The sequence below is a fragment of the Clostridioides sp. GD02377 genome, assembly GCF_045899875.1.
GTDB classification, from domain to species: domain Bacteria; phylum Bacillota; class Clostridia; order Peptostreptococcales; family Peptostreptococcaceae; genus Clostridioides; species Clostridioides difficile_A.
On record NZ_JBJODA010000004.1, the window covers coordinates 123234 to 139116 of the forward strand.

Sequence of the window (15883 nt, forward strand, 5' to 3'; positions counted from 1 at the left end):
GACTATATAGTTACTATATAGCTTATTATATATAGAGAGTAATAAAAGGAGGTAAAATTTATGGAAAATTTATTTACAAGAAAATTCACTACTTTTGAATTTCTAAAATTTGTTTCTCCTGCAATTATATCCATGATATTTATATCTTTATACACAATAATAGATGGTATCTTCGTATCAACATTAGTTGGTTCAGATGCTCTTGCTAGTATAAATATTGTACTACCTATAATCAACCTTGTTTGTGGGTTTGGAATAATGATGGCAACTGGAGGAGGAGCTATAGTTTCTATACGTATGGGCGAAAATAGACAAGATGAGGCCAACTCTACATTTTCTTTTATAGTTTTGTTTTCATTGATTGTTGGGGTTTTATTCACAGTAATCTCTTATTTTTTTGTAAAAGAAATATCTATTTTGCTTGGAGCAACAGATAAATTACTACCCTATTGCATAACTTATGGTAAAGTTATGATTTTATGTACACCATTTTATATTTTAAAGTTTATATTTGAATACTTTATAAGAACTGATGGAAACTCCAAATTTAGTTTATTTCTATCAGTCATTGGTGGTGTAACAAATATAATATTAGACTATGTATTTATCAAATGTTTTGGAATGGGCCTTTTAGGCGCTGCAGTTGCAACTGCTATAGGTATTATTTTTACTTGCATTTTAGGTATTATTTACTTCTTATCAAGTAAGTCTACACTAAAACTGAGAAAGCCAAAAACTCATTTTAGACTTATAAGAGATACTATGATAAATGGTTCTTCTGAAATGGTTACAGAGTTATCTACAGGAATTACAACCTTCTTATTTAACATAGTTGCCTTAAGAATAGCAGGAGAAAATGGACTTGCAGCTCTTACTATAGTCTTGTATGCTCATTTTTTAATGACATCAGTTTATCTAGGATTTGCTGCTGGAGTATCTCCATTGATAAGTTATAATTTTGGTGCTGAAAATAGTGATAAATTAAAAGAAACATTTAAACATTCTTTAAAATTCATATTTATTTCATCTATTTTAGTGTTTATTGTTGCTTTAGTTTTCGCACCACTTATTGTTAAAGTTTTTGTAAGTCCAAGTAACGAAGTATTTGACTTAGCTTTACACGGATTAAAAATATTTGCCTTTGCTTTTTTATTTGTTGGTATAAATATATTTGCGTCAGGTTTTTTTACAGCATTTCACAATGGAAAAATTTCAGCTATTATATCTTTTAGTCGTGCCTTTGTTTTTATAATCATAGGAATCGTAATTCTTCCTCCTATGTTGAACTTAACTGGATTATGGCTTACTGTCCCATTTGCTGAAATTCTAACCATATTTATATCTATTCCACTTATAAAAAAATATAAAAGTAGATATAACTATTAATAATATATACTTATTAAAATAAATGAACCTACCTTAAAATACAAATTTATAAATTTGATTTTAGGGCAGGTTTTAATTTATTTATAATAAGTCATTTGCATAATCTTTAATTGGCGCCTTTCTAAGCAATAAAATTATAAATATTATACAAATAACTATAATTCCTACTTTTGTTCCTAATAAAATAAAAGGATTCTGAAATGAATAAATAATCTTTTCTAAATACATAAGTATCTTGTTAATATTTTTAGTTGCAAAATTAACTATATAAATTATGATTAGTACAGGTAATCCTATCAATATAGCAACACTGCTAGCTTTTCTAACTCTATACGTAAAAGCACCTAATAATGCTCCTATAAAACCTATACATATTTCATTTATACATATTTGTACAAAATAGTTTAAATAAGTTAGTGGCACACTTGATGTTGTTGGCTCTATTAGTGCAGATATAGATGTCCAAATCATATCTTTTCTTAGTATAACTGACAGGTCTACACTATAACCTGTTATAATCTCTATAAATAACTTTGATAAAAAAATCAAAACCATACCTACAATAGAAATTATAAAGCTTAAAATAATTAAATTCAGCACAATAGCTTTTATACAACTTTTTCTATTTGCTCTTATACTTAAAGCGCCTGAAAAATCTCTATTTACCATATTTATACTATACACAAATATCAGTATAGTCAGATATGTTGAAATAGGATTCACAGCTGTATATAGATTATCTTTAGATACCTCACCAAAAACCTTAAGAGTAACTACTGGCAAAATACTCATAACAATTCCCATAATTACAAATGTAATTATATATAGCTTAGTATTTTTATTAAAAAATTTTATATATGGTTTTAATTCATTCACTTATAAGCCCTCCTTTTTAGTCATGTTAACAAACATGTCTTGTAATCCTATGTATCCTACATCGATATTTGAATTTCTAATCGCCTTTTCATCATTTTCATTGAAATCGCCATAGTAAAAATAAGCAACTGTATTCCCAAATGTCTTTTTAGGTTTTATATTTCTTATAGCTTCTAATTTTTCTAATTCCTCTTTGTTTCCAGTAATATAATGAGCTTTTTGTTTTATAACATCAATTTCTTCATCTATAATAATTTTACCCTCATTTAATATTATTACATGTTCCAATAAGTCATCTATTTCATCAATCAAATGAGTTGATATTATTATCGTTCTTGGATTTTTTATATAATTATCTAAAATTATGTTATAAAATTCCTGTCTGTTTACTGCATCTAGACCTATTGTTGGCTCGTCAAATATAGTTATAGGTGAATTAGAGCAAACCCCTATTATATTTGAAAGTATAGTTTTCATTCCTCGTGACAATTGTTTATACTTTTTTTTAGTATTTAAATCAAAATACTTACATAATTCTTCTTCTAATCCTTTATCATAATTTTTATAAAAATTAGAAGAATACTCAAATATCTGACTTACTTTAAAATCTGGACTATAAAATTCTTTTTCTCTCACAATACAAACTTCTTCCAATACTTCTATATCTTCTTTTAAGTTCTTTCCTAATATTTCTATCTCACCTTCATTTTGAACTAACTGATTTACTATTATGTTTAACAGTGTTGTTTTTCCAGCTCCATTTTTACCTAATAAACCATATATCTTATTTGTTTCAAAATTTATAGACATATTACTAAAAACTTTTTGTTTTTTAAAACTATGAGATAAATTTTTTATTTTAATAGAACTATTCATATCTTATATCCTCCTTGAAATTGATTATAATATCAACCAATTCTTCTCTATTTATTTCTAATTTGTCAGCTTCTTGAAGTAGATTTTTTATGAAGTTATGTTTAAAATTTTCCTTTCTAGCTTCTTTTATAATAGTTTTTGCACCCTCTGATACAAACATCCCTATACCTCTCTTTTTATATAGAATATTCTTGTCAACCAGTATATTTATTCCCTTTAACACTGTAGCTGGATTAATTTTATAAAGCTTTGAAAGCTCTGTTGTTGATGGAACCTGTTCTTCTTCTTTTATCCCATTTGATAATATCTCATCTTCAATTGCTTGTGCTATCTGAATAAATATAGGTTCTTCATTGTTTAATACTAATTTCATAGGTTCCTCCTTTCTTTATTAGTTAATTACTCAAGTAACTAACTATATAACTTATATTATCTTGAAAAAGATTATCTGTCAATACTAAATAAAAAACAGAGGAAAAATTTCCTCTGTTTTTTATTTAGTATATTCATAATTAAATTTTAATCATTACTAGTTATCAATAAATTCAAAGCTTTAATACTCTGTTATATTCTCATGCTTTAATATCTTACATATCGAGCTAGTTCCTAACCTTTCAGCTCCTGCTTCTATAAATTTTTCTGCATCAGAAATTGATTTAACTCCTCCAGCAGCTTTTATCTTTACATTTTTTCCAACATGTTCTTTCATAAGTTTTATATCCTCTAAGGTAGCTCCATCTGTTCCCATTCCAGTAGATGTTTTTATGAAATCTGCACCTGATATTGTCACTATCTCACACATCTTTATTTTTTCATTTTTATCTAAATAACATGTCTCTATAATAACTTTTAAGATGTTCTCTCCAATAACTTTTTTTATTTCTTTTATCTCATTTTCTATATTATTATAATCTTTATTTTTTATATCTGAAATGTTTACAACCATGTCAACTTCATCTGCTCCATTTTCAATAGCATCTTTTGCTTCAAATACTTTTGTAGCAGTAGTTTGATATCCCAGAGGAAATCCTATTACTGTACATACTTTCATTTTCCCATTTAGATATTCTGTAGCTCTTTTTACATATGAAGGTGGTATACAAACTGATGCTACATTCATATTTACAGCTTCATCACATAAAATTTTAATATCTTCCCATGTAGTGGTCGCTTTTAAAATGGTATGGTCTACCGTTTTTAGTATATGTTTCATAAAATCCTCCTAAATGTGTGATTAATATAATTAAACTACCTTTTTAAATGCAGTTTTCTTTTTGCGATATTTAGTATCATGTCGACTTCTTCAACTTTAAAAATAGTCATTAATAATGTATAAACTCCTCCTCCAACTAAAACTGAAATAGTTAATGATATAAATTCATTAAATGTACCTAATCCCAAAATCCCAAATACAAATTTATAAGTAAAGTATGATAAAATAGCCATAATAAAAGATGCAACTAAAGATTTCAAAGTTGCTTTTATTATTTTATCTTGACCAAAATACCCAACCTTTCTTTTTAAATTCCAGAAAAGTAATAATATACATGCGATTGATGATGAACTAGTTGCAAGTGCAAGACCACCATGAGCCATTGGTCTTATTAAAATCAAATCTAGCACTATATTTACACATACAGATATAATCCCATTTACCATAGGTGTTTTTGTGTCCTGTAATGAATAAAATACCTTCCCTAAAATATCTCTTAAACCAAATGCAGTCATACCAACTGCATAAAAGGTTAGAGCAGTAGCTGTCATTTGAGTTGCTCTAGCATCAAAAGCCCCTCTCTCAAAAATGATTCTAACAACAGGAGTTGCAAAGAAAATGGATGCAACTGAAATGGGAATCATAGAGATTATTATCATATTTATACTAGATTTAACCGAGCTTGTAAATTTCTTTTGATTATTTTCTGCACTTAACTTTGATAACATCGGATACATAACAGATACTATTGAAGCTGTAAATGTCCCTGTAACAAAACCATTTAATCTATCTGCATAAGTAAGTGCAGGAATACTACCTTTAACTAGTGTAGAGGCTAACGTTGTATCCACCAATGAATTCACTTGATTAACAGCAACACCTATAAATACTGGTGAAAGTAATGACAATAATTTAATAAGGCTATCATCTTTAAAATTTAGATAGTATAAATATTTGTAGTTTGTTTTTTTAACAAAAAACATGTAAAAAAGTAGCTGAACTACCATAGCAATCACAGCACCAATTGGAAGTATGTATGGTCCCAATACTGTACTTAACATTATTGAAATAATTATTACTATATTATAAGGTATACTCCCAAATCCAACTACGATAAAGTTTTCTTTAATTTGTAAAAATGCTGACATAACACTAGTAATACCTATAAATATTATTCCTGTTATCAATATTTTAGTAAACTTTACAGTAAGTAAAAATCTCTCTCCTTCAAATCCTATAGCAAATATGCTTACAAGTTGCTTTGAGAAAATAATACCTAATATAGCAACAATTATGCATATACCAACTATTATATTTAAAACATTATTTAAAAACTTTAGTGCTTGCTTTTCACCTTGTTTACTACTTATTTCTTGATACATAGGAATAAAAGTAGTAACTATAGCAGTGCCAATTGCTGCAAATATAATATTTGGTATATTCATAGCTGTTAAATAACTTTCTGTATATAAGCCTGTACCATAAATTGATGATAGCACTAATTCTCTACCCATTCCAAGAATCTTAGAGATTACAGTAACTATCATCAAATAAAAAGTCGCTTTCGCCACCTTGCTCATTTTATCACTCCACTTCTAACCCACTTCTTTTAATTCAGTAAAGATAGCCTATTACATACAATTTAATCTATTATTCCCACATTTTACAAAGATAATAACAGTGTTTATTTTTTAATATATCGTAAATAACACTGTCTTTATGTTTTTATTTCTACAACATTTTCTACATTTGTAATTTAAGTCTAATAGTATAAATTTAATTGAATCCACAGAAATGGAGTTATCATTTTCTAATCCTGGTAAAACAAAAACACTTATATTGGTTATATCTCTAAATTTCATCTTATTAATTTCTTATAACTTAATAATCTCCACATAAGTAAAAGATATAATCATTTTTATCATCTTTTTTAAGTTATATTTTAACATATTTTATCTATTTTGAAAAATTTTAATCACTTTTACTAAATAACTATTCATTTACAAAAATAAAAAATGAAAATAGTTACTATTTATAACTACTATCTTCTATAAAAAAATAAAAGCAGGAGAGTCTTTCTCCTACTTTTTTATATTCTCTTTAAAAATATTAATAAAAATGCTTTAATTGTTTTAACTTACTTGGATGTCTTAACTTTCTTATTGCTTTAGCTTCTATTTGTCTTATTCGCTCTCTAGTAACTCCAAATACCTTACCAATCTGTTCTAATGTCTTAGGGTCATCATCATCAATCCCAAACCTCATTCTTAAAACTTGTTGTTCTTGTTCTCCAAGACCTGTAAGCAATTCTTCTATTTTTTCTTTTAAATTATGTTGTTCAACTTCTCGTATCACAACATCCTTAAAATCAGCATCTGATGGTATAAATTCAACTAAACTACTATCTTCATCCTCTTTTAATGGAGTATCCAAAGATACAACATTTTTATCTCTTCTTAATAATTCCAATACTTTATCAACTTCAAGACCACATGCATCTGCAATCTCCTCTACAGTTGGTTCTCTTAATAATACATTTAAAAGTTCTTGTTTCTTTTTCTTTACAAAATTTATTCTTTGATGAAGATGTATAGGTATTCTAATAGTATTTTCGCAATCGTCAATATATCTTGTTATGCTTTGTTTTATCCACCAAGTTGCATAAGTGCTAAATTTGTATCCCTTTTTATAATCGTACTTCTCTACTGCTTTTATAAGTCCTATATTTCCTGCTTGAATTAAGTCTAACATATCAATACTGTCTCTTTTATATCTTTTTGCTATACTCACTACCAACCTATAATTTGAATTTATAAACTTTTCCTTTGCTACTGAAGATGAGTTGATTATTTCCTTAGCCAGCTCTACCTCTTCTCCTGCTGACAACATTTTGTATTCCTCAATTTCCTTTAAATACATTTTCATCGCATTTGATACATTTGATGAACCCACACAAATATAATTTTCATAATTATTTTCTTTTTTAGTATCCATAATCAAACCCCTTCTATTCATAGAATTTGCTAAAACAAAAATAAATAATTTAAATCTACATAATCTACAATTACATAATATCCCCTTCCTCAAACAAGTTGTTTTGTATATTATGTATACAAAGTTATAAAAACTATACCTATAATACTATTCTATTTTTAACACCAATATCCTCCCCATATATATAATTTATTTTATTATATCTTGCTATATCCTTAGTTTTTAGAATGATATATGTCTAAAAAAGGGGCTATCGCACTAGAAAAGGGTGCTACCTCATAACCATCTAATATACTCAATAGCCCCTCAAAGATTTATCTTTAAGGGGCTAAAATAATCTATTTTATTTCACTAACATAAATTTACAACTTGAACTTGGTAAATAACCGTTATTATTTGGCCAGGAACCATAATATTTAAGTTAAATCCAGCTGATGGGTTAAGAGTTTTATCTCCTACTCCATTTATAGTTACTGATCCTAAAACAAATACTGAGTTAGCTGGCGTTGGATCTAGAAATACTACATTAGTAGCATTAACATTACCATTATTAACTATTTTAACAGTATAAGTTATTATATCTCCTATTGTTGCATATTTCTTATCTACTGACTTATTTACACTTAAACTGCCATATGCAATATTAGTAGCTACAACATTAGAATAAGCTGTATCACTGTATGATGATTGTTTTGGATCAACAACATACTGGAATGGTATTACAGCTTGATTTATTACTTGGTTAGTAGAAGGAACTGAAGTTACTATTACTGTAAATACCACTGTAACAACATTACCTATTCCAATACTTCCAAGGCTAAATCCTTTTGTTGGGTCTGCTGATGAATTTGTTACTCCATTTATAACTACACTTCCTTCATTAAATGTTACACCAGTTGAAGGAGTATCTTGGAACATTACATTACTATCTATAACATTACCTACATTTGTCAAAGTTACTGTATAAGTTAGTATATCTCCAATTGTTGCAATTGATTTATCTACCATTTTCACTGCATTTATCTTACCTAATACTACATTGGTTGTTACTGTATTACTATGTTGAGTGTAAGTCAATGGTGTCCCATTAGGATATATATAGTAACTAAATTGAACTTGTGAAGTGTTAGTTATATATGATGGTGTTGGTAAAGTGTTTATCTTAGCACTAAATCCTACAATTACGGTTTGACCTGGAGCCAGATTTGGTAAAGTAAATCCAACGGTTGGGTCTAGTGATGGATAAGTTACTCCATTTATTGTTACAGTTTGTGTAACAAAAGTTAATGATGATTGTAATATATCTAAGAATTGTAGATTATTTGAAATAACATTACCACTATTTACTATAGTTGAGGTATACGTTATTGTATCTCCCACCTTAGCATACATCTTATCAACTGTCTTAGTATTTGTTAATTGCCCCAAGTTAATATTAGTAGTTACAGTATTTGATGTTGCTGATATTTGATATGGAGTTGAGCCTATATTATAACTTCCACTTGATGTTGCGTAGTTGGTAACTATTGGTGGTGTTGGTAATGTGCTATTTACTGTAACTTGGAATTGAACCAAAGAGGTATTCCCAGCTACTAAATTATTTGGTAAAGTAAATCCTCCTATTGGATTATAGTTTGCATAACTTATACCATCTATTATTACAGTTCCATTTGCAAATGTTACTCCATTTGATAAGAAATCTGTAAATAATATATTAGATATAGGTGTATTTCCTGTATTTTTAACTAATACACTATAATTTAATGTATTGTTTAAAGTTACATATAACTTATCTACACTCTTAGTTAAAGTTAAACTAGGCTGAACTATTATTGTACTTGTAGTATTAGACTGATAAGAACTACTATAAAGAGATCCATTTGGATTTACATAATAGTTAAATGTTCCTATAGCATAGTTTATTACAGAATCGTGAGTCGGATTATTTATTACAGTTACTGTAAATTGTACTGTAACTGATTGTAGTGTTGGTATCGTACCCAAAGTAAACCCTTGAGTTGGGTCATAGTTTGTATAAGGTGCTCCTCCTATAGTTACTGTTCCACTATTAAAAGTTACATCTGATTGTAAGTTATCAAGAAAATTTACATTTTTAGCATCAACATTTCCAGTATTAGCTACAACTACTGTATATGTTAAGACATTACCCATAGTTGCATATGACTTATCTACGCTCTTTGTTAGAGTTATTAATCCTACATTTATTTGAGTGGGTGCAGTATTAGAGCTAACTTGAGAGTATATATATGATTCTGATGGATTTATTAAATATGAAAAAGTAACATTTGCTATATTGCTAATCAATGATGGATTTGGTAATAATGTCACTGTAGTATTAAAGCTTACTACCACTGTAGCACCAGGAGCAATATTTCCTAATGTAAAACTAGCATATGGGTCATAACCAGAGTATGATATTCCATTTATACTTACTGAGTTAGTAATAAAAGTTAATCCACTTGGTATCACATCTCTAAAGTTAACATTGTTAGCTACTACATTACCTGTATTTACAATAGTAACTGTATAAGCCACTGTATCTCCTATAGTAGCATATGCTTTATTTACATTCTTAGTAACTGATAATGAACCTACATTTATTGCTGTAGACACAGTATTACTTGTACTTTGAACTGTAACTAGTGGATTAGATGGATTTATATAGTATCCATAATTTGCTGTAGCTGTGTTGTAGATATTATCAGTAGATGGCATTGTACTAACTTTTACTGAAAAAGTTACTGTTGCACTTGAGTATCCAGCAATATCTGGTATATTAAATCCTGCATTTGTATCAGCATTAGGTTGAGAGATTCCATTTACTACTACTGAACCACTTATAAGCTGAGCATTTGATTGTATAATATCTTTAAATAGTATATTAGTACAGTTTGCATTACCTGTGTTATTGATTGTTATTGAATAGTTTAATGTATCTCCTATAGTTGCATATGTCTTATCTACTGATTTAGTAAGTGTTAATACTCCTAATTGTATATATGTTTTAACCATATTAGAAGTAGCAGTCATTGTTTGTTGATTATCTGATGGTGTTAACTGATAATTAAAAGTTGTAGAAGCTGTATTATCTACTTCTCCACTTGTAGGTATAGAAGTTATATTAACACTAAATGTTACTGTATGATATTGATTAGGCGCTAAATCAGTTAAGCTAAATCCTACTGTAGGGTCATAGCTTAATTGTGGTGTCCCATCTACTACCACAGAATTTATATTAAATACTGTTGATGCTGGTGCTAAGTCCTTAAAGTTTAAACTTGTAGCGTTTACAGAGCCTGTATTTTTAACTATTACTGTATAAGTTAAGCTATCTGGTTCAGTAGCATAAGTTTTATTAACTGATTTTGTAAGAGTTAATTCACCTACTGCAACATAAGTTTGTGTAGTATTAGTTTTAATTTGAATACCAGTATAAGTTTCTCCACTTGTGTAATCGTAAGTTATTGTAGCATGGTTGTAGATAATATTGCCTGTTGGTCTAGTCTGTACAGTTGCTTGGAAACTAACTGTTACAGGTGTTCCTGGAACAATGTTTGGTAGAGAGAACCCTTGACTTGGGTCAGCGCCAGTTTGTTGAGTAGTACCTATATAAACTGAGTTTGCTACTAACTTAATATTAGAGTCCAAGATATCCAAGAACTGTACATTTGTTGCATTAACATTACCATCATTAGTAATAGTTATACTAAAGTTTAAAGTGTCTCCTATTTTAGCTATTGATTTATCTACAGATTTATCTGCTGATATTATAGTATCATAAACATAAATAGTAGTCGTATTAGAACTTGCACTTGTATTTATTGCACTACCAGTAGGATTAACATAGTAAGAATAATCTATTGTAGCTGTATTTAACAATTCATTATTTGTTGGTATTGAATTGGCAGTTACCTCAAACCTTACTGTAGTTTGTTGTCCTACCTGTATATCATTTAAGCTAAATCCTATATTTGGATTATAGCTTGACATGTTAGTTCCATTTATATATACAGAGCCTGAAACAAAAGATGATTCCACCTGAATGATATCTGTAAAGTTAATATTCTTTAATACTGTGTTTCCAACATTAGCTATTACTACAGTATAAGTTATTATGTTATTTAATTTTATAATAGTTCTATCTGCTGATTTAGTAACAGCTATATTTCCATAGTTAATATAAGTTATAGTAGCATTACTTGTCGTATTAGAAGATATACTCTCTGTTCCAACAGTGTATTGATAGCTTAGATTTGAAGTATTGGTAATGTATCCACTACTTGGTACACTAGCTACTTTTACTTGGAAACTTATAGTTACAGATGCTCCAGCTGCAATAGTTCCTAATGAAAAACCTTTACTTGGGTCATAAGATGATTGTGCTGTTGAGCCTATCATAACTGAGCCTATTACAAAAGTTGTATTACTTGGTATTATATCTAAGAACGTTGTATTTACAATACTTTCATTGCCATTATTAGTTATTACTGAAGTATAAGTTATTGTATCATTTAAGGTTGCATAACTTTTATCTGCAGTCTTTGTATTAGTAACAGACATAGTTACAATATTTGTAGTAACTGTATTACTTGTTAAACTTCCACTAATATATTGACCTGTAGGACTTAATTGGTATTGGAAGTTCATACTAGCAGTATTGTTTATTTGTGGTGGTGTTGGAATACTAGTTATTGTAACTTGGAAAGTTACAATAGTTCTACCACCTGGGCTTATATTAGGTATAGTAAATCCATTGTTAGGATTAGCATTTGAATATCCTGTACTTACACCATTTACTGCAACTGAACCAGGTACAAATGTAGCTCCATTTTCAATAATATCTACCAAATTAACATTTGTTAAAGGTACTGTTCCTGTATTATTTGCTGTAACAGTATAAGTTAATGTATTTCCTAGCATTGCATAAGATTTATCTACTATTTTTGTTATTGTTGCTGAATAAGAATTGATTGTTGTAGTAACAGTATTACTTGTTATATTGTTAGTTACTGGTTGTTGTGATGGATCTATATAATAACTATAAGATGCTGTTGCACTGTTTTTTATAACATTTGGTGAAGGTGTATTATTTACAGTCACTTTGAAACTAATAGTTATTGTTTGCCCAACATTCATAACCCCTAATGAGAAACCTTGTGTTGGATCATAATTTGATTTTGATACTCCATTCACTACTACACTACCTGCTACTAAAGTTGCTTCTTGTTGAAGAGTATCTGTAAAGGTTGCATTAGATATAATAGCAGTACCATTATTTGTAGCTGTAAATGAGTAAGTTAAGGTATCTCCTACCGTTGCATATGCTTTATCTACACTCTTTGTTAAGCTTAGTGAGCCTACAGGATCATAGGTTACAACTGTATTAGAGTATATAGTCTTAGTAACTTCTGGCGAAGTTGGATTTACCTGATAGTTTATTATTGCTTCTGAATAGTTTGGTATATATCCCACAGGTGGATTTACAACTATTGTAGTCGCAAATACAACTATTACAGTATCACCAGGATGAATATCTCCTACAGGGAATGATTGAGTAGGATTATATGTTGGATAATTTACTCCATTAATATATACAGTCTCTGGATATAAGTTCATGTAAACACCTATATAGTCTGCGAATACAACATTTGTTAAAGGTACTGTTCCTGTATTTTGAATAGTCGTTGTATAAACCAATGAATCCCCTAGTTGAGCGTAGTGTTTATTTACAGTTTTTGTAATTGTATAAGCCACTTGATTTACTGTTGTTTGTACAGTATTACTATATATAGATCCCTTTAGTTCACTATTGTTAGGGTCTGGTTGATAGCTATATACTAAATCACTTTGATTATATACAATGTTTGGAGTAGGAACTGAATTAACCTTAACTTGGTATGTTACTTCTATAGTATCACTTGCACATATTGTTCCAAGAAGAAATCCTTGATTTGGATTATATGATGAATATGACACACCATTAATTGTAACCGTTCCAGGTATAAGAGTTGTGCCTGATTGAATATTTGATAAAAACATAGTATTAGTTGCATTAATATTACCATTATTAGTAATATTTACAGTGTAATATAATGTATCACCTATTATTGCATAATCTTTATCCACACTTTCAACAATATTCATACATACATAATTAGCTATAGTATCAACTATATTAGAATCTTGCTCTGTAGTTACCACACTAGATGTAGGTGTTATTTGATACTTAAATGGAACTTGAGCTATATTTTGTATTGTATTTGCTGGATTAAGTTGTGTTACTTTAACTTGATAGCTAATATTTGTAGTTGCTTGAGAATTTATAGGATTTGGTAATACAAATCCAGTAAAAGGATTTAACCCTGATTGAGTTACTCCATTTATTTGAACGCTGTCACTTACAAATGTAGTTCCAGGTATTGTTGGCTCAGATATTTGAAATTTAGAAGCTGGTTGATTTCCTACATTACTTAAGCTTAAAGTATAAGTTACTGTATCGCCAATATTAGGATAATTATTATTATTACACCTTTCGCCTATTACATTTACATATCCCACTTGTATACTAGTATGATTACTAAATATAGTCTTTTCTCTTATATAACCATATTGATTATACCTATACCCAAAACTTACACATGAAAAATTATCTATATTTGTTGATGGTGGTAATGAATTTATTTTTGATTGAAATAATATTTGTGTGCTACTTCCTGGCGCTAAATCTTGTAAAGATATACCTACTGTTGGGTCATCTGTTATATCTGTTGTACCATCTATTGTTACACTTCCAGTAACAAAGGAAGAATATCGATTAATTTTATCTTGGAATAATATATTTGTTGCAACTATGTTACCTGTATTAGTTATATTTATTGTATATGTTACAGTATCTCCAATATTTGCAGTACTTGCTGAAGCTGATTTTGATATATTTAAAAGAGCTTCTTGAACCATTATTTGAACAGTATTTGTATTTGCATTGTTTGTAATAGTATTTTGACCTGATGTAAATTGGTAACTATAATTTACAGTATCATATATCAAATTGCCTGGTGTTGTAGGCAATGAATTTGATTTAACTGTAAAATTAACATTAGCAGTCCCATAAGCTGGAATACTTCCTATATTTACACCCTTTGTAATATCTCCACCTTGAATAGTTTGATTGTTTACTATAACTGAGTTTTGAACAAAGCTAACTGATGGGTCTAAAGTTGTAGATAATATAACATTGTTAGCAATAATACTTCCATTATTTTTTATTTGAACTGAAAATACTAATTGTTCTCCAACCTCAGTGTTATATTCTCCATCACCATCTATATCATATAGCTCCAAATAGGCTGTAATATCAGGTGCTTGAGCAAATACTTGAGTACCAAAAGCTACTATTTGTACTCCATCTCCAGATACACTTTCAGTTATTTGAGTAGCTAATAATGATTGATTTGTAATTAATGTATTTGAAATATCTACATCTACAATATCCCATTTATTTCTTGCTCCTACAAGTTGTGTAGGTACAAACCCATCATTGTTATTAGTTGCATTAGTTCCTGAAATATTTAGTAAACCATTACTAGAGCTTGTAGGGTCTGCTACATTTATTACTCCACTAAAGAAATTATTTTCTGGATTGTTTGGTGATGTCCCAGGATTAGTATTTGGTGAAAAAACTGAGTTACCAACATTACTTAATTGAGCAAAAGATGGTCCCACTTCTACATATTCATTTCCATCAAGTGGAGAACCATTTGCACAAGCAATAAACATATTGCCTTTTAACATTGATGGATCTGTACTAGTTGTATATCCAGACATCGTCATTTGTAATGGTGTATTAGTAGTTGCTACTGATATACCAGAGTTATAAAGAATCATTTGAGGTTTAAATAAATCATTTCTATATATTACTGTTAATGTCCATCCTGCTCTTGTATTACTTAGACCTGTAGAGGGTACACTTATTGGTACATTTGATACTGTATAACTTCCTGATAGTGCTGCCTGAACATATGTTGTTACATCTGCAGCTCTGTATCTATCAACATTTCCTGTTGGCCCATTATAAGTATCCATATACTTAGGTATTATGGAATATATTCCTTGTGGAGTTGTAAAAGTTATTGCGCTATCTTGAATACTGCTAACACTTTGCGCCCCTGATACACTACTAGTCACTGTAGAATACCAAACAAGCTCTGCATATAATACTTTACTGTTTGATAATATATTTAAATTTGCAGAACTTCCTGCTTTAGTCCAATCTCTTGTTGTTGTTCCATTAGGCATAATTAAATCAGATGTATTTACTGTTAAAGCTGTACTACTACCACATACAACTAAACTGTTTCCTGTACCCACTAAAATAGCTTTATCTATTGCCTTAAAACGTGGTGTTAGTGACATGTTTACCTCCTTGCAAAGAATATTTTTAATTTTACATTATCATTTTTAATAATTACTGTATATTATATTAAAGTAGTAATTTTTTAGTTCCTAAAAATTAAATTT

General features: G+C 28.9%; 9 protein-coding genes. 1 reads left to right on the forward strand and 8 read right to left on the reverse strand.

The annotated features are described in order from the left end of the window. Positions 1-60 precede the first annotated feature (60 nt). Positions 61-1386 (forward strand): MATE family efflux transporter, encoded by a 1326-nt coding sequence (locus Q3304_RS04695; RefSeq protein WP_407814405.1) that lies wholly within the window; start codon positions 61-63, stop codon positions 1384-1386. 81 nt (positions 1387-1467) lie between these two features. Here the strand turns inward: Q3304_RS04695 and Q3304_RS04700 are convergent, their stop codons facing one another. From Q3304_RS04700 to Q3304_RS04735, 8 genes are all read right to left on the reverse strand, one after another. Beyond that, positions 1468-2262, reverse strand: a complete 795-nt coding sequence (locus tag Q3304_RS04700) for an ABC transporter permease (RefSeq protein ID WP_074178992.1) — start codon at positions 2260-2262, stop codon at positions 1468-1470. After that, positions 2263-3138, reverse strand: a complete 876-nt coding sequence (locus Q3304_RS04705; RefSeq protein ID WP_407814404.1) for an ATP-binding cassette domain-containing protein — start codon at positions 3136-3138, stop codon at positions 2263-2265. After that, on the reverse strand, positions 3131-3511 hold the full coding sequence (locus tag Q3304_RS04710; RefSeq protein ID WP_054269994.1) for a GntR family transcriptional regulator: 381 nt from the start codon (positions 3509-3511) through the stop codon (positions 3131-3133). The genes Q3304_RS04705 and Q3304_RS04710 overlap by 8 nt, the downstream gene beginning before the upstream one ends. Positions 3512-3691: 180 nt before the next feature. After that, a complete protein-coding gene (deoC, locus tag Q3304_RS04715) occupies positions 3692-4351 on the reverse strand; it encodes a deoxyribose-phosphate aldolase (protein ID WP_407814403.1) in 660 nt (219 codons plus the stop codon). Between the two features lie 35 nt (positions 4352-4386). After that, positions 4387-5931: a murein biosynthesis integral membrane protein MurJ gene (gene murJ / locus Q3304_RS04720; RefSeq protein ID WP_054269992.1), complete on the reverse strand. Its 1545-nt coding sequence runs from the start codon at positions 5929-5931 to the stop codon at positions 4387-4389. A 111-nt stretch (positions 5932-6042) separates the two neighbouring features. Beyond that, positions 6043-6213: a hypothetical protein gene (locus tag Q3304_RS04725; protein WP_219673514.1), complete on the reverse strand. Its 171-nt coding sequence runs from the start codon at positions 6211-6213 to the stop codon at positions 6043-6045. Positions 6214-6460: 247 nt separating this feature from the next. Continuing rightward, positions 6461-7345, reverse strand: a complete 885-nt coding sequence (locus tag Q3304_RS04730; RefSeq protein ID WP_021384276.1) for an RNA polymerase sigma factor RpoD/SigA — start codon at positions 7343-7345, stop codon at positions 6461-6463. Positions 7346-7696: 351 nt separating this feature from the next. Then, positions 7697-15778, reverse strand: coding sequence for a hypothetical protein (locus Q3304_RS04735; RefSeq protein WP_407814402.1), 8082 nt, complete (start codon positions 15776-15778; stop codon positions 7697-7699). Positions 15779-15883: the final 105 nt, after the last annotated feature.